Origin of the sequence: uncultured Butyricimonas sp. (genome assembly GCF_959596855.1) — a bacterium.
Taxonomy (GTDB): Bacteria; Bacteroidota; Bacteroidia; order Bacteroidales; family Marinifilaceae; genus Butyricimonas; species Butyricimonas muris.
In genome coordinates this window covers 35512-53492 of sequence record NZ_CAUFYA010000014.1, presented here as the reverse complement: position 1 = coordinate 53492, position 17981 = coordinate 35512, and the positions used below count along the sequence as shown (strand labels likewise).

The 17981-nt window shown below is 49.7% G+C and carries 16 protein-coding genes; 11 read left to right on the top strand and 5 right to left on the bottom strand.

Annotation, left to right across the window (positions count from 1 at the left end; translation table 11 throughout):
- The first annotated feature begins 23 nt into the window (after positions 1-23).
- Positions 24-695, top strand: a complete 672-nt coding sequence (gene lipB / locus Q5866_RS08365; protein WP_303179822.1) for a lipoyl(octanoyl) transferase LipB — start codon at positions 24-26, stop codon at positions 693-695.
- Positions 696-1011: 316 nt separating this feature from the next.
- Here the strand turns inward: lipB and Q5866_RS08360 are convergent, their stop codons facing one another.
- On the bottom strand, positions 1012-2322 hold the full coding sequence (locus Q5866_RS08360; RefSeq protein ID WP_303179821.1) for a hypothetical protein: 1311 nt from the start codon (positions 2320-2322) through the stop codon (positions 1012-1014).
- Positions 2323-2951: 629 nt separating this feature from the next.
- Between Q5866_RS08360 and Q5866_RS08355 the strand changes: the two genes are divergently transcribed.
- The 8 genes from Q5866_RS08355 (at position 2952) to Q5866_RS08320 (ending at position 10564) form a co-directional block, all read left to right on the top strand.
- A complete protein-coding gene (locus tag Q5866_RS08355; protein WP_303179820.1) occupies positions 2952-3752 on the top strand; it encodes a DUF3575 domain-containing protein in 801 nt (266 codons plus the stop codon).
- Between the two features lie 6 nt (positions 3753-3758).
- Positions 3759-4784, top strand: a complete 1026-nt coding sequence (locus tag Q5866_RS08350; RefSeq protein WP_303179819.1) for a DUF6562 domain-containing protein — start codon at positions 3759-3761, stop codon at positions 4782-4784.
- 48 nt (positions 4785-4832) lie between these two features.
- Complete coding sequence (locus tag Q5866_RS08345) at positions 4833-5855, top strand: DUF6562 domain-containing protein (protein ID WP_368502022.1); 1023 nt, start codon at positions 4833-4835, stop codon at positions 5853-5855.
- 129 nt (positions 5856-5984) lie between these two features.
- Entirely contained in the window at positions 5985-6146 is a 162-nt protein-coding gene (locus Q5866_RS08340) for a hypothetical protein (protein ID WP_303179817.1), read from the top strand.
- An 82-nt stretch (positions 6147-6228) separates the two neighbouring features.
- Positions 6229-6915: a hypothetical protein gene (locus tag Q5866_RS08335; protein WP_303179816.1), complete on the top strand. Its 687-nt coding sequence runs from the start codon at positions 6229-6231 to the stop codon at positions 6913-6915.
- A 242-nt stretch (positions 6916-7157) separates the two neighbouring features.
- Entirely contained in the window at positions 7158-7916 is a 759-nt protein-coding gene (locus Q5866_RS08330; RefSeq protein WP_303179815.1) for a copper homeostasis protein CutC, read from the top strand.
- Between the two features lie 92 nt (positions 7917-8008).
- Positions 8009-9772 carry an aconitase family protein gene (locus Q5866_RS08325; protein ID WP_303179814.1) on the top strand — a complete coding sequence of 588 codons (1764 nt, stop codon included), beginning with the start codon at positions 8009-8011 and terminating at the stop codon, positions 9770-9772.
- A gap of 9 nt (positions 9773-9781) precedes the next feature.
- Positions 9782-10564 (top strand): nitrilase-related carbon-nitrogen hydrolase, encoded by a 783-nt coding sequence (locus Q5866_RS08320; protein ID WP_303179813.1) that lies wholly within the window; start codon positions 9782-9784, stop codon positions 10562-10564.
- Positions 10565-10627: 63 nt separating this feature from the next.
- Here Q5866_RS08320 and Q5866_RS08315 read toward each other — a convergent pair whose 3' ends face one another.
- The 4 genes from Q5866_RS08315 to Q5866_RS08300 form a co-directional block, all read right to left on the bottom strand.
- Positions 10628-11320, bottom strand: coding sequence for an OmpA family protein (locus Q5866_RS08315; protein WP_227214853.1), 693 nt, complete (start codon positions 11318-11320; stop codon positions 10628-10630).
- A gap of 148 nt (positions 11321-11468) precedes the next feature.
- A complete protein-coding gene (locus Q5866_RS08310) occupies positions 11469-12626 on the bottom strand; it encodes a porin (RefSeq protein WP_099292672.1) in 1158 nt (385 codons plus the stop codon).
- A gap of 75 nt (positions 12627-12701) precedes the next feature.
- Positions 12702-13763: an L-asparaginase 2 gene (gene ansB / locus Q5866_RS08305; protein WP_099292671.1), complete on the bottom strand. Its 1062-nt coding sequence runs from the start codon at positions 13761-13763 to the stop codon at positions 12702-12704.
- Positions 13764-13797: 34 nt separating this feature from the next.
- Positions 13798-15108 carry an anaerobic C4-dicarboxylate transporter family protein gene (locus tag Q5866_RS08300; protein WP_099292670.1) on the bottom strand — a complete coding sequence of 437 codons (1311 nt, stop codon included), beginning with the start codon at positions 15106-15108 and terminating at the stop codon, positions 13798-13800.
- Positions 15109-15594: 486 nt separating this feature from the next.
- On the opposite strand from Q5866_RS08300, the gene Q5866_RS08295 reads away from it, so the two are divergent.
- Positions 15595-16794: a hypothetical protein gene (locus Q5866_RS08295; protein WP_303179812.1), complete on the top strand. Its 1200-nt coding sequence runs from the start codon at positions 15595-15597 to the stop codon at positions 16792-16794.
- A 104-nt stretch (positions 16795-16898) separates the two neighbouring features.
- The gene (locus Q5866_RS08290; protein ID WP_099292668.1) at positions 16899-17582 is read left to right on the top strand and encodes a hypothetical protein; all 684 of its coding nucleotides are present in this window, start codon (positions 16899-16901) and stop codon (positions 17580-17582) included.
- Positions 17583-17981: the final 399 nt, after the last annotated feature.

Genomic DNA, 17981 nt, shown 5'->3' with positions numbered 1-17981 from the left:
TTTATAAACCTTATAAACTGAACATGAAAAAGACAAAGTTTTTTGACTTGGGTACGGCAAGTTACATGCCGGTATGGAAGAAGCAGGAAGAATTGCACGAGCGGGTGATTGCCGCGAAGTTGCGGGGGGAGGAAACGGAAAACTACTTGCTTTTCGTGGAGCATAACCACGTGTACACGCTCGGGAAAAGCGGAAACGAGGCGAATATGCTGATTGGCGCGATACAGTTGCAGGCGGCGCATGCCGAGTTCGTGAAGGTAAACCGGGGCGGCGACATCACGTATCACGGACCGGGACAACTGGTCGTGTACCCGATCGTGGACATGGCTAATTTCGGGGTGGGGGTGAAAGACTACGTGGAGCGTCTGGAAGAGGTCGTGATCCGTGTCATCGGGGAATACGGCATCCGCGGGGAACGGCTGGCGGGAGCCACGGGCGTGTGGATTGACACGGGTACGCCCCGTGCCCGCAAGATATGTGCCATCGGGATAAAGTGCTCCCGTTACGTGACCATGCACGGTTTCGCGCTGAACGTGAACACCGATTTGAACTATTTCAATTATATCAATCCGTGCGGTTTCGTTGACAAGGGGGTGACGTCCATCGCTAAAGAGCTGGGACACGACGTTCCGATGCAAGAGGTGAAAGACGCCGTGAAACGGTATTTCATGGAATTATTCGGGATGGAATTTTAGTCGCCTTCGGTGATTGAGGAATTTTAGATTTGTGATTTTTAGTCGCCTTCGGCGAGTTACAGGTTGCATTTGCCCTCGGCAAGTTACAGGTTGCTTCCCCTGCGTTAGGGACTGTATTCCAGCTCCTCCTCTATAAACAGAGGGAGAGCTAGTTACAGCCCCTAATACAAGTAAATTAACCTGCAACTTGCCAAGGGCAAATGCAACCTGTAACTCGCCGAAGGCGACTCTTTTAATCATTCAATTTAAAATCTAAAATCTAAAATCTAAAATCAAAAATCTCCCTCCCCTTTTTCCAATTTTCAATTTTCAATTTTCAACTTTCAATTGCTAATTGTTTCGTCCCGCTCTTTCCCTCGCCGGTGACGGCGATGGCGTAGAGGAAGCGGAAGCGTTTCAACGATTCCGCGGGGGGCGTGAACGCGGCGGGTGTGTTGGCGTGGCTCCCGTGTAGCGGCACGAGGTCGATGGAACGCAGTCGCGCGTCGAGCACCGCGGCGTACAGTCGCCGGGCGTCGTCCTCGTTGTCCGAGTTGTCACGGGCTTCGGCGGCGGCGAACGCGAGGGCGGTCTTGTCGCGCGTGACGGTCACGTCGGGGATGTCGGCGCCGCCCGGGGCGTTATGGCAGCGGGGCACGGATGCCCGCGACAGGTCGTGGAGCACGGCGACCGTGTACACGAGCAGGTCGGCAGCCTCCCATCCCTCGGGCAGGGTTACCCTGAAATTGCCCCTTTTGCCTCGTTTGCCGAGGGGGTGTAGCTTCACGCGGTCGTTGGCGGTGTTGATGATGACGGCGTACACGTCGTCGCGGGGGGTGATGTTGGGAGTTTCCCGTTTCTGGGCGGTCTTCACGAGGTGGACGGTGACCTCGCGGCGGGCGGGGGCGTCGTTGTCTTGCCCGGTGGCGGTGGGAATCTCCCTCTCGTCCATGGTGACGCGGACGAGGGCGTCGCGCACGGCGGCGGGTGGGTAGATGCAGGTGCTTGCCGACGATTTTTTGCCCTCGTGGAATTTCACGAGCGTGTAGATGAACAAGTTCGTCTTGTCCCACCCGGCGGGGATGGCGAACGAGGTGGAGCCCGACTCGGAACGGGCGCGGAGCGGTACGAGTTCTCCTTCCTCGTTGGTGCCGTCGAACACGTAGCCGTACGCCATGTCGTCCGGGTGACGCGTGCCGCTCGACGGTGTCGTGTCGGCGGTTTGCTCGAACACTATCTTGTTCGTTTCCGCGTCGATGGTGGCGGTGATGGCGACGGGTTTGATGTTGCCCGTGGCGAGCACCATTTCCCTGAAGTCGTACACGCGTTGCAGTTCTCCCTGCTCGTCGCGCACGGCGTCGCAGAGGGTTTTGGCGTTCTCTTGCATGAATCGCGTGGAGGGCGTTTCACCCCGTTTCCGCCCGGGCAGCCCGAGGCGAGTGACGTCGGTCACGAGCGGGGCGATATGCCCGGCGGCGCCGAATCCCTTGATTCGTAGGTCGCGTGCCTCTTCCACTTCCTTGTCGTCGAAGGTGGGGGAAGCCGCTTTCTGGTTGATACTCATTTTACCGCTCGGTAGCGTGCGGATGGTCTTGTCGCCGATGGTGCCGCTCATCTCGAGGGCGATGACGGATTTGAAGTCTGCCATAGTTGTAATTTTTAATAGTAGTTTTTTTGTTCGGTCATCCCGGCGTCTGCCGGCGGGGGATGTAAGTGCCTATCCTCGCGGCGGGATTGTCCCGTCGTTGATTCTGCAATATTACAATATTGAAAAATAGAAAACAAGAAAAAAACGAATTAATTTTAAATTAATTTTAATTAATCCAACAAATATTACAATATTGAATGTTAAAAATAATTACACGTTTTCATTGTCCGGCAGGAAACATCTCTCGACTCTATCTTTTTTATCCACATTCTGTTAAAATATTAACATTAGTACATTGCTGATACACATTGGTTTTATGTTGTATTTCCCTCGCCTCCCCGGGGGCTCTTTTTGGAGGTCACCTGATGATCATCTGCTGATCACTTGCTGATGACTTGATATACTTAGGTCATCAGTAGGTTATTGATAGGTGAAAAAGTGTTAATAAAAAAGAAGACTTCAAGGAGGATGCGAGAAGCATCCAAAGATGGTGTATTGTTGGAAGTTGTGTTTGTGGCGGGGAAATTATTAAACGATCGTTTAATGATACACAAATATATTAACATTTTTCGAAAATACAACCATGTAGCCTAATTTTAGTTGATTTTAATACACAATTAGTTACGGGAATGACATCACTCGTGACAAATTCTCGATTTATCGTATCATTAAACGATGATTTAATAATAGAAATCGGCACGCGTATGAAAACAATAACCATAACACTCTTGTTGCTCTTCCCGTTTCTGGCGTATTCTCGCGGGGGGACGTCGGGAACGGCAGTCGCGGACACCGCGGTAACGGATGCCGCTTGGGCGGAACGGGTGAGGAATCTCGAGGCACTGGAAATCCGGCGGGAACGCGGGTGGCGGGAATCTCTGGCGGCGTACGGGCGTCGCCCATCGGCGACGGTAGAGGCGGTGGTGCCGAGCTTGTCGTTCATCGCGGTGAAGACCAACGCGGTGGCGTGGGCGGCGGCGGTGATGAACATCGCCGCGGAAGTGCGGGTAGGACGGCGATGGTCGGTGGAATTGCCCGTGGCGTGGAGCCCGTGGCACGCGGGCGGGAAGCACGCTGTCAAAACCTTTGCCATCCAGCCCGAGGCACGTTACTGGCTCGCGACACCGGGTGAAGGGCATTTCTTCGGCATGCACGCCCACGTGGGATGGTTCAACGTGAAGTGGAAGAGCGACCGTTATCAGGACGCTGGCCGTCCGCTCCTTGGCGCGGGTATAAGCTACGGCTACCTGTTGCTGTTCGGCGGACGCTGGGCGGGTGAGTTCACGCTGGGAGCGGGGTATGCCAACATGAAGCACGATACCTATTATAATATAGATAACGGCGCGCGGATAGATACCCGGACGAAGAATTACTGGGGCATTACCCGCTTGGGGCTTTCCGTGGTCTATCGCTTTAACCTTAAAAAGTAACGGCTTATGAAACGGAAATACACGATAGGATTTATCGCCCTTGTGCTGACAATCGTCCTTGCCGGTTGTGTACACGACTACCCGTCCATGACGGAAGACGGCGAAGAGGGCGTTGACCCCACGCTCGTTGAAGTCAATACCGAAGTGACGCTCGATATGGAGCTTGTCCCGCTGGAAATCGTCACGGGGAAGAATGCCCGCGGCGGGGAGCCGACGGGATACCGCCGCCGCTTCATCGTCGAGGCGTGGCGCGGCGGCAAGCCGGAATCCCGGCAGGTGACGGTGATGGATGATGCCGAAGACGACGGCGACAGGAAAATCACGCTGCCCGTCCGGCTGAAACTGCACGCCGTGGAATACACCCTCGCCGTGTGGACGGACCACGTGGCGGCTGGCACGACGGACGACCTCTATTACGACACCGGGGACTTGCAACGCGTCGCCTGCCGCGACCCCTATACGGGTAGCACCCCGTACCGCGATTGCCTCTACGGCACCACCGCCCTCGACTTGCGGCAGTACCGCGACAAGTGGAACGCGAAGGTTCAGGTGAAAGTGGAGATGGTGCGCCCGCTGGCGAAGTACGAGATTATCGCTACCGACGTGAAAGACTTCCTCCGCAAGACAAAGAAGCAACGTGCCGACGATGAAACATTTACGATTACGTTCTCCTACGGCTTCTATCTCCCCACGGTGTTCAACGTCCTCACGGGCAAGCCCGCGGACTCGCGGACGGGCATTGCCTATACCACCCCGCTCACCGTCCCTGCGGACGGGCAGGAGGAATGCACCATCGGAACGGATTTCGTGTTTGTGAACGGCACGGAATCGTTCGTCAGCCTCTCGATGGAAATACGCGACAGCGGCGGCAACGTCATCAGTCGCACCACCGGGCTGGAAGTGCCCTACCGCCGGGGACACCTCACCACAGTCCGTGCCCGTTTCCTCACCAACGAGATGCAGGGAGGCGTGGACATAGACGACGATTTTGACGGGAATATAGACGTGGACCTCGACGGTCTGCTACATTGATAAAAAGAGTGAATTACCAATAAATTAAAAATCAAAATTATCAAGCACATGAAAAAGTATCATCTTTACCTCTGGATTATCGCCCTCGTGGGGCTGATGACCTCGTGCAGCCAAGACGAAACCGACGCGCTGCAAACCGACACCATCGACGCCAACCGTGTCACCCTTACCGCCTCGCTGCCCGGAGATTTCGCGCAAATCGGTACACGGGCACTGCCTTCCGTAAACAGCCACCAACTGCGCTGCATCCTCGAAGTATGGACAAAAGACGTAAGCCCTGTGTTGAAATACCGCGAGGAAAAGGCCGGTCTGTCCGGCGACAACGTGGTATTCGAGTTTACGATTGACAATGCGACTTACGACTGCCTTTTTTGGGCTGACTTTATCGCGACGAATGCCGCGACGGATGCAAGCGCAAAAATCGGCGACGTAACCTACACGCATTATGCCGACAAGTATTATGCGACAAACACCGCCGACGGTCTGCGGGCCGTTTCGATTACCGGAACTGACTATGTCAAGGACGGAGAATTCACCAGCGATGCCCGTGACGCCTTTTTCAGCCACGCGGAGCTGGAGAAACAAGCCGGAAAGTCTGGCACGCTCTCGACCAGTCTGACACGCCCGTTTGCCAAACTCATCATCAAAGAGAAAACGAAGGATGCTTATAACCTTTGCAAATATATGACGGCGGCAAGCTACACCGTCCCGAAAACGTTCAATGTATTGACCGGAATCGCCTCCGGCAATTATTCGGTTTCTCCCGACGAAATTTATCAGACAGGCAACGTAAACATTGATGACTTTACGCTCTTTTCCGACTTGATCTTCACTTCTTCCGCCGAGAGGGAAACGCTGGGGCAGATTAGTCTGGCGTTTGCCAAGCAGGATTCGAATCCCACGGAGTTGAAGTCTGTTGACATCCCGGCCGGAGTGCCCATACAGCGCAACCACAAGACCAACGCATCCGGAAATCTAATTTCGGAAAAGTCTTCCAACGACGCTAAGGTAACTGTGACCATGAATAACGAATGGAACGGTACAGACATAAATGACGACCTCGACGAGTGATGAGCAGTAGAAAACGGTACATTGAAACTGTAACCGAAGATAAGTGACATGAATTTTCACTACCTCCGACGCCCGTTTCTCTTGTTGTTGACTCGGGAAACGGACATCGGAGCATTCAAATAGTAACACTTGAAAACAATTGGAATTATGCCATTCTGGAAAAAGATGTTCAATGATGCACAGGGATGGAGTCGGGTCATCCCGGCCGTCCCCGCATCCCGTTCCCATTGCATATATGTCCCAAGCCGGAACGGTTACCGGCAAATAGCTATTCGAACAGCCATGCGTTAATGCCCGGGTGTAGTCGGCAGCACATTTATCCGGCAGTTTAGATTACAGGTACTCGCCCGCGGGCGACTAAAATTTTATTATCATGGATGCACGATTCGCGCCCCTTTTGGCGGGGCAAGTAGACAGGATACGGGTGGGCGGTTACACGTTTTTCATGCAAAACGGGAAGTTGCGTTGCTGCCTGTCGAAGCGTCCGGGATGCTCGGGCGACAACTGGGTGATGACGGAGGGGCGGGCGAGGAGCACGACGAATTTTTCCGGCAACCGCGTGCACGCGACGCACGTGAAGGACGTGTACGAGGAGCTGCCGGTGTGGAAGTGCGGTTTCCGCGACCTCGGGATCACGGGGATGTCGCACGATAATTTCCGCCAGCGGGTGAACGCCGGGTGCTTGGGGCTGGAGGGGAAAATCACGGATTTCCGGCATTTCAAGGCGAGCGTGGGGCGATTGTCGTTGCCCCCGGTGATGACGATGATGACTTCCGGCTCGACGGTAAATCTGTGGTGGAAAGACGACCGGAACGTCCCGACGGCACGCCCGACGGATTTGTTGCACGTGATTTTCGTGCAGGAACTGTATCCCGCCTCGCTGCAACGCGTCGTGCCGCTCGTCCTCCTGCCGGGCAATCCCCCGCTGGCGAGTATCCGTGCCGGCGGTTGGGCGGAGTTTACGCTGCCGGGCGGCGACGCGTACCACTTGTACCCTTTCTTCGGCACGGCGGATAACGACGGGTTCTCGCCGAACGAGTATTTTGATTTTAGATTTTAAATTTTAGATTTTAGATTGAACTCCTCCGTCCGCTTCGCGTCCACCTCCTCTATAAACAGAGGAGGAGCTGGGATACAGCCCCTAACGCGGGGAAAGCAACCTGCAACTCGCCGAAGGCGACTCTTTTAATCATTCAATCACAGAATTGATAGAACTAATTTCTTGAATTATTTGCAGGTTGTCGATTATTTCTTTATATTCGTGTTATGAAACGGATTTTGCGTTAAGAAGATTGTAAGGAAATGAAGAGAAATATCGAGGTTGAGGTTTGCACGTTTTCACTGGAATCGTGCGTGAATGCCCAAACGGCAGGTGCCGACCGGGTGGAGTTGTGTGCGGCGATGTATGACGGGGGGACGACACCGTCGGCTGGGATAATCCGTATGGCACGGAAACTGTTGTCCATAGAACTTTACGTGATGATTCGCCCGAGAGGCGGGGACTTTCTTTATTCCGGGCAAGAATTTGAGTTGATGAAAGAGGAGATACGGCACGTGAAGGAGAGCGGCGCGGACGGTGTCGTGCTGGGAATTTTGAAGGCTGACGGAACGGTGGACGTGGAACGTACCCGTGAACTGGTGGAGCTTGCCGCCCCGTTGAAAGTTACTTTCCACAGGGCGATAGACATGACGCGGGATTTGAACGAGGCTCTGGAAGACGTGATTCGGGCGGGATGCTACCGGGTGCTGACCTCGGGAGGGCGGAACACGGTGGCGGAAGGACTGGAGCAAATAAGAGCGTTAACAAAACGGGCAGCCGGACGCGTACAGGTCATGGCGGGAAGCGGGGTAAACGCCGCGAATACACGTTCGTTACTGGACGCGGGGGTGGATGCCGTGCATTTGAGCGGCAAGAGCGGCAGGGATAGCCGGATGGTGTACCGTAACCCGGACGTGTCGATGGGCGGGGTGCCGGGATTGCCGGAATACGAGCAGTATTACAGCGACGTGGAGAAGGTTGAGGCGGTGGTGAAAGAAGCGAATCGATTCTGTGATTTATGATTTACGATTTTAGATTAAAATAACCATTCAATCATAAATCAAGAAATCATAAATCATAAATCAAATAAAAGGGTAAACTAAAAGCGAAGACGATGTTGCGTACATTTGTAGAGAAAATATTAAACGCGGAAAAAGGAAGTGTCGTGGTTCGGGAACCGGATCTCGTGATGAGTCATGATAATTCGGCAAGGGTCAGGTTTCTTTTCGAGCGGATTCACGGGACGAAGGTACACGACCCGTCGCGGGTGGTAATCGTGCTGGACGGGAAAGCCTCCGGGCTGATGCACGAGTTGTCGTTCGAGTATAACTCGATACGGGATTTCGTGGAGGAACAGGGGATTGAACATTTTTACGATTGCGATAGCGGGATCGGTCACCAGATACTGGCGGGGCTGGTGCGACCGGGCATGCTGGTGGTCGGGTGTGATTCGCACACGGCGACGGCGGGAGCTTTCAACGCGTTTGCCTTGGGTATCAATAAGACGGAAACCGCGGTGTCGTGGAAGACGGGGAAAATGTGGTTCCGTGTGCCGGAAACGGTAAAGATCGTGTTGAGGAACCGTCTGCCGGAAGGTGTTCTGGCGAAGGACTTGGCACTGTGGATTAAAGGTGTCCTCGGGGAACTTGACGTGAACGGGCAGGCGATAGAATATCACGGCGAGGGCGTGGAGTCGTTGACGATAGATGACCGTATGACGATAGCCAATATGTCTACCGAAATGGGCGTGGTGAGTGCCGCGTTCCCGCCGGACGACACGTTGGCGGATTATTTCAACGAGCCTGCCGTGAGAGGTGTTTGGGCTGACGAGGGAGCCGTGTACGACCATTCGATAGAAATTGATTTGGCGAAAGTCTTTCCTTTGATATTCAATACCCGAAAAGGAGAGATTCGAAGCGTGGATGAATTGGAGGGTTTAAAAATACAACAGGGATTGATCGGGGCTTGTGCTTCGGGACGTTTGGAAGATTTAAGACTGGTGTCGATGATTCTCGACGGGAGGCGTATCGCTGACGGCTTCCAGTTGTTCGTGGTACCCGCTTCAAGGGATATTTATTTGAAAGCGGTAGAGGAAGGTATTATTGACAAGATCGTGCACTCGGGCGCGATGGTATTGGGTTCGAGTTGCGGACCGTGCCTCGGTGTCGGACATGTTGCCTCGGCAGGGAACAGTCGTTTGATATCGACGGCGAACAGCATGTATATCGGGGGTGCGAATGCCTCCGGCGTGGAGAAATATATCGCTTCTCCCGCCACGATTGCCATGACCGCTTTACGCGGGGAACTCTCGTCGGTGATTCATTTCGAGGGAGCACGTTATAAATACGAGGTAAAACCCGTCGAGCCGGTGATGTTGGGCGGGTATGATTATCGCAGGGTGAACGGGGTATGGAATTACGCGGACGTGGATAATATCTCGAGTAACCAGATTTTCGCGGAGAAATTGATGTACCGTTTGACATTGGAACAGGTGGAGGAGATCAAGCCTTACCTGTTCGCCGGGTTGGATAAGAATTTTGCCACGGACGCGAAACCGGGTGATATTATCATAGCCGGGGAGAACTTCGGTCGCGGACCGTTGGTGAAACACGCCGCCACGGGGTTGGTGGCTGTCGGGGTGAAATTGGTTATCGTGAAGTCGGTAAACCATGATTTCTATCGTATGGCGATTAATCACGGTTTGCTGATTCTGGTAGACTGGGCTATCGCGGATGCCTATACTTCCGGTGAATCATTGAAATTCGACTGGGAGAATCGGGTGGCGTATTTAAATGACAGAGAATACCCACTCCCGAGAATGGACAAGGAATTTAGTGAAATTATCGGAAAAGGCGGACTCGCGAAAGCCTTTTCATGATTTAAAGATATGATGCGACTGACGATTTTCATGTGTGTGTTGTTTTTTGTTGTATCCGGGTACGCCGGAACAAAGAGAGGGCAATCCTTACGGGTTGCCCTTATTCAAGCACACTTGCAATGGGGTGATGTGGACGGAAACCTGAAAGCGTTCGGGGAGAGGGTGGAGAGATGTGGCGAGGCGGACGTAATTGTGTTCCCGGAGTTGTTTGCATCGGGTTGCGAGATGAAGAAAGGAGGCGGGGATAAGAAAGCCGGGATTGCCGCCCGGTACGGGGATATACGTGAAAAGTTGAAAAAGTGGGCGGTAAGTAAAAAAGCGGTGGTGATGGGTTCGACGATATTCGCGGAAGGCGATCGGTATTACAATCGGTTGATCGTGGCTTTCCCGGACGGGAAGTGTTTGTATTACGACAAGCACAATTGTTTTAAAAAAGGAGCTTTCTCGCCGGGGGAAGGGCAACTTATTTTTGATTACAAGGGATTCAAGATAGCCACTTATATTTGTTATGACTTGCGATTCGCTGAATGGAGCCGGAACACGACGGGGTACGACGTGGCGGTATACGTGGCGAATTGGCCGGCTTCCCGTCGGGAAGACTGGCAGAAGCTGTTGCGGGAAAGGGCTAAAGAAAATAAAGCTCACGTGATAGGAGTAAATTGCGCGGGTACAGATCCGGATGGATTGTATTATGCCGGGGATTCGGGAATTGTCGGCACGGACGGGGAGTGGGTAGACCGTTGTGATGAAGGAAAAGACGAGATAAAGGTGGTGAGGATTTATAAAAACTAAAAGTTGGGAAGTAGCCTCAAGCTATCTCAAACTTTTAGTTTTTAACTTTTATCTTTTAGTTTTCTATTGTAATGTTCCTGCTTCTGCTTGTTTAATCATGTTGGCGTTAGCCGTGATGTATATTTCCACCCGGCGGTTTTGCGCACGTCCCTCGGCTGTACTGTTGTCCGCGACGGGTTGGTCAAAAGCAAGTCCCTCGGTTGTGATACGGGCGCGAGAAATACCGTTGCCCACGAGGAAGTTGGCTACCGCGTCCGCGCGTTGTTTGGATATTCTTTCGTTTACTTCACGGGTACCCGTGTTATCCGTGTGCCCGTAGATTGTAACATCCGTGTCGGGAGAGTTTTTGAGTGAATTGGCGAATTTCGTCAAAGCATCGCGGGATGAATTGCTTAATTGGCTGGAATTAGTGGCAAAAAGAATACCGTTGTCGAAAGTTACCTTGATCGCTTGCAAGTCATTGGCATCGGTAACTGTTTCTACTTTTGCTCCTTCGATAGCTTCCAGTTCTTTCTTTTGCTTGTCCATCTTCTTCCCGATCAAGGCTCCTGTTCCGGCTCCCACTGCACCGCCGATGGCTGCACCGATAGCCGCACCTTTGCCTTTACCTACCAAGGCACCGATGCCCGCGCCAAGTGCCGCACCGCCACCGGCACCGATGGCCGCACCTTTACCCGTGTTACTCATGGAAGCGCATCCGGAAAGAATGATACTTCCGCTCAATACTAAAATGGTGAATAAATTAGTCCTTTTCATATGTGTTTAATTTGAAATGTTGGTTTCACTCGTTAATTTCTCCGCAAAAGTAATACCATTTTAATAATTTCAAAATAAAGTGAAGATAAGGGGATAAAAAAAGAGGTATGTTACAGACACACCTCCTTGTTTTTTATAAACTAAAGTATTAGAACATCGGTAATTGATAGATAAACCCGACTTCTACTCTTTGCGTGTTGTAATTGTTTTGACCGAGTACTTTAGCGCGATCGGTGAAATTGTAGCTACGTCCCACGAAAGTACAGAAGAAGTGCAAATTGGATTCCATCGGGTAGAATTCAACACCTGCCAAGTAACCGTATGAGGTGCGGTATTTACCTTTTTCTACATTTTCGGTAGCTTTGAAGATAGACGCGGTTTCATACATTCCTTTCATGAAAACGTTCCATTTCGGTAAGAAACGATAGTTTACCTTGGCTACCAATGACATGTATTTGGCGTTGAAAGCGTTGTGTTCATCTTCTAGTCCCACGATACCGGTCATGATACCTTTGCGGTCAATGTCCTCGTCGGAATACATGAAATCCACGAACGCGTTTACTTTCTTGGAGAAGGTAAAATCGTTACCTAACGCGTAGTAATACATTTGTTTGTCTTTTGCTTCGGACATAATGGATGCAGACCAACGGGTTTTGTAGAAACCGTCGAATAAACTACCGTTCCAGTTTATGGTATAAAGTAACGGGGCTCTTCCGTCTTCAAGGTTCTTTCCGTAAGTATCTTCAAATGAATTATTACGGCTATCCAAAATTTGGAATTGTATCTGATGATTATCATCAACTTGGTAAGCGATGTTCAATCCGGTCATGAAATTGCTCATGTTCTCGATCATGTCGCTATACTCGTAGATTTCAATAGGATTAAGGTCAAATTCAATACCTCCGTAAGCGGCACATTGTTTTCCCGCGAAGAAAGAGAATTGGTCGTTTAGTTTTACCCCGATACCGGCAATATCGATAGAGGTCGGCATATTGTCAATCGTACCGCTACCGTTATTACCGCGGTTCAAACGTTGCCGCCAGCGATAGGACAACCACGGGGTAATGTTACCTTTTGCCTCGATACGGAATTGACGCATCTTGAAAGCTGCTTCGCTCAATCCGTTCCTGTCATAATTGAAGCTGGCGTCGAATGACCCTTGCATATTCAGGTAGAAGTTGAACCAGTCGATTTTTTTCTCGACATTGCTTACTCGTTCAAAAAGTGTTTTTTCCTTGGGAGAGCTTTGCGCGAATGCACTCGCACCGAACCCCATAACGACTATTAATATGGCTAATTTTTTCATGTTCTGCTTTATTATGGTAGAAGGTCGTGTCGTTATACGCGGCTACGACCTTCTACCTGTATTGTTTTCAGTTGGTTAGTATTCGTTGAAGTATTGTTGGATTTGTTTCCAATCACTGGTTTTCGTCAACGCTAACATTAATAAAATACGGGACTTTTGGGGGTTCAATTCTTGAGAAGCGATGAACTTGTATTGATTGTCATCCACTTCTGCATCAAGGGTGGTAGGACCTGTCGGTACGCGGGTGGAACGAACGATAAGAATACCTTTGTTCCGCGCATTAATCAGTTCCGGGAATACATTCTTGTGAATGTTACCGTTACCCAAACCGGCATGAATGATACCCTTGTAACCGCTGTTAGCCATCATTTTAACAACATCACCTTCCATGTTGGAGTAGCTATAAACGATACCTACTTTCGGAAGCGCGTTCAAGTTGGTCACGTCGAACACGGATTGGCTGGTGTGTTTTTTCAACGTGGCTTGGTTATAGAATACTTTACCGTTGTAGATGTAGCCGAGAGCCCCTGAGTTCGGTGCTTGGAACGTTTGCACGTCGATAGTGTTCATTTTAAGCACGCTTTGCGCACCGATAACGAGTCCGTTCATGGCAACCAGTACGCCTTTACCAATGGATTCTTTCGCTCCGGCAACAACTACGGCGTTGTAAAGATTCAACGGTCCGTCCGCGCTGAGGGCGGTAGAGGGACGCATTGCCCCGACAAGAACGACGGGTTTGTTGCTTTTCACTACCAAATTCAAGAAGTAAGCCGTTTCTTCCATCGTGTCGGTTCCGTGAGTGATGACGATACCGTCAATATCTTTTCTAGCCAATAATTTGTTGATGGTCTTGGCAAGAGTCAACCACACGTCGTCCGTCATATCCTGAGAACCGATTTTCACGATTTGTTCCCCGGTTACGTTAGCAATCTTTTGAATTTCGGGAACGGCTGAAAGCAATGTCCCGATAGCTACTTGTCCGGCAGTGTAATTTGTTCCGGTAGAAGAGGCACCTGTTCCGGCGATAGTACCCCCTGTTGCCAATATGTGTATGTTAGGCAACTTTTGTGCAAACGTTGTTGCAACAGAAAATAGCACCAAGGCTACCAGCAAACTTAAATTTCTAAACATTTTCATAACTTGTGTTTTAAATTTACTATAATATAGACTATTAGAAAATCTGAATAAAAAGCAATCCAAGCCCGACGGCTACAACCGTGGCAACGAGTCCGGGCATCATGAACGAGTGGTTCAGCACGTACTTCCCGATGCGGGTGGTACCCGTCCGGTCAAAGTTAATGGCGGCAACCACGGTGGGGTAGTTCGGGATAAAGAAATACCCGTTTACCGCGGGAAACATGGCGATCAGCATGTAAGGCGATATACCCAACGCGATCCCGAGAGGCATTAAAGCGCGGACTGTTGCCGCTTGACTATACAGTAATATAGACATGACGAACAAGGCTATACCGAACAACCACGGCATCTGTCTTACGACTTCTTCGATGGAAGATTTCAATTCAGCCATATTGCCTTGCAGGAATGTATCACCCATCCACGCTATACCGAAGATAGCCACGACGGCTTGCATCCCTGCCCCGAACACGGAACCTTGCGCGGCTTTCAACCCGTCCGTGCGGGTTACCAGCAAGATAAGCGCCGCGGCAGACAGCATCAGAATCTCGATGATTGCCGGCATATCCAGTAATACTTGGTTCCCGTCAATCATGAAGGAAGGGCGTAAGTTGTCGAATGAACCGAAAAGCACGATAAATACGGTAGCGAGTATAAACACGAGAACGGATAGACTTGCCTTCTTTTGGTTGGCCACGTCCTTTAACTCGTATTTCTTATCGGTGAATACACCTTCTTTCAAACGTTTTTGATATTCCGGGTCATCAACAAGCTCTTTACCCACCCGCATGGAGAAGAATGCCCCTACAAGTACGCCGATCAAGGTGGCGGGAATCGTGATTTTCAGAATATCGAACAACGTAATATCGAAACCGGCTAATAGCCCGAGTAAGGCAACCGTGGCAGCCGAGATAGGACTTGCCGTGATAGCCTGTTGTGACGCGATGACCGCGATCCCGAGCGGACGTTCCGGTCGGATTTTCGTTTCTGTCGCGACCTCGGCGATAACCGGGAGCACGGAGTAAGCCACGTGTCCTGTTCCGGCGATGAATGTAAAGGCGTAAGTCACGAGCGGACTTAAAATCGTCACGTGCGCGGGGTTCTTTCTGAGTAAGCGTTCGGCGACCTTAACCATTAAGTCGAGTCCTCCGGCGGCTTGCATGGCGGCTGCGGCTGATATTACCGCCACGATCATGAGCATGACATCAATAGGAGGGGCTGTTGGTTGCAGTCCGAACACGAATGTTAAAATCCCCAGCCCGATTCCGCCCATAACACCCAACCCGACACCGCCTAGACGCGCTCCGATGATGATTGCTGTTAAAACGAAAGCTAATTGTAAAATCATCTCTTTTCTTTATTTTAATGTTTAATAATGCAATTATTCTAATTTCAACACCCATACTTTACGGTTTTCTTAACAAGAAGGTTTCACATTTTTATCAACAATTAGTTACAATAAAAGGTTTTCTCGTTAAAATAATAATCCGATAATAGATATTATAATGTTTAAAATTAACAAATGCATATAGTCAATTTGTATGCCAAACTTTTAATTTCTTATAAATAAATGATTGCTTTTAGGGCTTTATGGAAGGGGGTATTGAGCTAGGGTAAAGACAGATAGAGTCTATGAGGTTTATAAAGTTCATAAAGTTTATAAAGTCACGGGTGTCCTTCGGACAAAGCTTAACGGCAGCGTGAGCTGCCGTGGGCAAAGCGCCCGCAGGGTCAATGAACTTTATGAACCTTATAAACCTTATAAACTTTATAAATTCTACGTCCTTTCTATATTCATCCGAAAGTATTATTTTTGCTATAAATTTTGGAATATATGCAAGATCTGTACCTGTTTAATCCGGATAACGAGATTTCTGTTGCCAACGGCACCAATGGTTACACGCCGAAAGCGAATATCGCTTTGATGGCGGATAATCTTTCTTTTTTGATGGCGTATTTGACGGGGGAAGAGGATTACGTTCTGGTATCCCGGCTGCCGGGATATGATTTCTTGGAGAGAAGACGGGAAGTATTCGGTTTGACGTGCAAGCCGATTCTTTGGGATAGAGCGTGTTTATTGTCTTTCCGGGAAGTTCGCCCGTGGGGGTGGAGTCCTAGGGTACATAATTTACTGGGCGAATTGAAAACCCGTTGCGGTGAGCGATTCCGGCAAGGTGTTATGGCGGAATGGAACGATGAACGACGGGAGTTGTATAGCAGGCAAAGGGCTCGCGAGTGTTTGGAGTTTATCCGGCAACGGTTACCGTTGGTCGAAGCGACGATCGTACCCCGGCAATGTTCTTCCTTGGATGCCATTCGGGAGATCACCGGCGAGGAAAGTGTAGTGGTGAAGGCACCATGGTCGTCTTCCGGGAAAGGTATATTATTTGTACCGCGGGGAGAGTTCACGAAGAAAGAAGAAGAGATTGTGTCCGGAATGTTGCATAAGCAAGGATTCGTGATGGTCGAGAAGCGTTTGAATCGAATACTTGATTTCGCCATGGAGTTCAAGATGGATGATGATTTTCAATTGCAATATTTAGGATTTTCCGTGTTCAAAACCGGTAAGCGGGGGGAATACGAGGGAAATGTCGTCGCATCGGAAAGCCGATTGCGGGGCATGATATCGGCTTACGCGGACGAGGAGGTATTGGAACGTGTCCGGGAACTTTTGACGGAAGCCTTGCTCGAACAGTATCGAGGGATATACACGGGATATTTGGGCGTGGATATGATGATTTATCAAGACGAAGAGGGACGATACCGGGTACAGCCATGCGTGGAAATCAATTTACGCTACAACATGGGGATTGTCGCTTTACAGTTACAACGGCATTTGGCGGAGGAAGCGGAAGGTCGTTTCTGTATTCGTTTTTCAGCCAAGGCGGGAGAAATCCGCGGTTCCGCGGAAGAGCGACGGAAAATGTTTCCGTTGGAAATTCATCACGGGAAGGTCGTTTCAGGGTATATCAATCTGACTCCGGTTGATGAAGAAAGTCGCTTCGTGGCAGAATTAATCGTGGAGAAAAAATAAACTTTGTAAACTTTATAATCTTTTATGTAGTAAAATAAAGAAAATTTTATTCTCTTTGTACTTGATAATGAATTACGGATCTGGCAATAAATAGGGGTTAGCGTATGCACATGAAAATTAAGATCGAGGGTATTAAGGAACTTTTTATAGAGGATATCCTTCCTACCATGGAAAAGCACGGTTACCATTTTTTAAGGTCAAAGAACTCGTTTGTTCACGAGAACAGGGAATGGAAAAACGAGTGCAATCTGCGTTTCACGGATTGGGGTGACGATCATGTATCATTGCGAACAGAGTATTTTGTGACGAGCAAGAAAGTTTCCCGTTTGTTTAGCGAGGCAACTTTAGAGTCGGGATGTATGCCGACTTGTGGTGTGCTCGACGTGGGATGGGCGTATAAATATCTGGGGATTCCGTTGGAAGATAAGCCGTGGTTTGAAATGAGAATCGCCAAACTCGATTCTATCGTGCAGAAATGGATCGTTGAATTCGAGAGCGTGGGTTTGTCTTTTTTCAAGGAGATGAACGATTACGAGAAGTTGGAGAAGGTACTGGATATATATAACGTGTCCGGTTGTCCGGCTTTGTCGGTATGGACAGGTGAGCGCATTCTGCACGGGATATGCCTGCATTATATCAAGACGAGGGACAGGCGTAGGACATTGGAACTTTTCTCCATGTACCGGAAAAAGGTCGAGGGGATGGATTACTCGTTGATAAAAGACCAGTTTATTCGTTTGGAACAATATTTCAGGAATTTACCGGACGGTTTAAATCGGAAGTTGTGACGAATGTCTAGATGTGGTCGTTTAGTGAAGTATTTTTGACCATCATGGCTAGCCTGTGATGGTCTTGTTGTATCATTATCTCTCGATTACCTGTGAAATATTTACATCACATTAATATAATATGTTTATATGTATTATATTATCTTGTAGTTAAATACAGTTAACGCGTGGGAATCGGGACGTGATTGCGCGATGATATCCTCGCTCGAAAAAAAAGGGAGCCACGAGTTTGGGAATGTTGTTTTAGAGGGTGAAAATATCTCGTTAAAAGTTCGATATTCCGGCATATTTTTACTATATTTGTACGTTTTGTGGAAACACAATGGAAAGATTGACGGAGAGGGATTTAGAGATATTTGAAAATATAGAAAACCATTAAATATGAGTGAAGAAATAGAG

Coding starts and splice junctions, on each gene's coding strand:
- Q5866_RS08300 (WP_099292670.1), bottom strand. CDS start 15,108: ATGATTTTACAATTAGCTTTCGTTTTAACAGCAATCATCATCGGAGCG.
- Q5866_RS08335 (WP_303179816.1), top strand. CDS start 6,229: ATGGATGCACGATTCGCGCCCCTTTTGGCGGGGCAAGTAGACAGGATA.
- Q5866_RS08330 (WP_303179815.1), top strand. CDS start 7,158: ATGAAGAGAAATATCGAGGTTGAGGTTTGCACGTTTTCACTGGAATCG.
- lipB (WP_303179822.1), top strand. CDS start 24: ATGAAAAAGACAAAGTTTTTTGACTTGGGTACGGCAAGTTACATGCCG.
- Q5866_RS08310 (WP_099292672.1), bottom strand. CDS start 12,626: ATGAAAAAATTAGCCATATTAATAGTCGTTATGGGGTTCGGTGCGAGT.
- Q5866_RS08345 (WP_368502022.1), top strand. CDS start 4,833: ATGAAAAAGTATCATCTTTACCTCTGGATTATCGCCCTCGTGGGGCTG.
- Q5866_RS08320 (WP_303179813.1), top strand. CDS start 9,782: ATGATGCGACTGACGATTTTCATGTGTGTGTTGTTTTTTGTTGTATCC.
- Q5866_RS08350 (WP_303179819.1), top strand. CDS start 3,759: ATGAAACGGAAATACACGATAGGATTTATCGCCCTTGTGCTGACAATC.
- Q5866_RS08355 (WP_303179820.1), top strand. CDS start 2,952: ATGACATCACTCGTGACAAATTCTCGATTTATCGTATCATTAAACGAT.
- Q5866_RS08295 (WP_303179812.1), top strand. CDS start 15,595: ATGCAAGATCTGTACCTGTTTAATCCGGATAACGAGATTTCTGTTGCC.
- Q5866_RS08315 (WP_227214853.1), bottom strand. CDS start 11,320: ATGAAAAGGACTAATTTATTCACCATTTTAGTATTGAGCGGAAGTATC.
- ansB (WP_099292671.1), bottom strand. CDS start 13,763: ATGAAAATGTTTAGAAATTTAAGTTTGCTGGTAGCCTTGGTGCTATTT.
- Q5866_RS08325 (WP_303179814.1), top strand. CDS start 8,009: ATGTTGCGTACATTTGTAGAGAAAATATTAAACGCGGAAAAAGGAAGT.
- Q5866_RS08360 (WP_303179821.1), bottom strand. CDS start 2,322: ATGGCAGACTTCAAATCCGTCATCGCCCTCGAGATGAGCGGCACCATC.
- Q5866_RS08290 (WP_099292668.1), top strand. CDS start 16,899: ATGCACATGAAAATTAAGATCGAGGGTATTAAGGAACTTTTTATAGAG.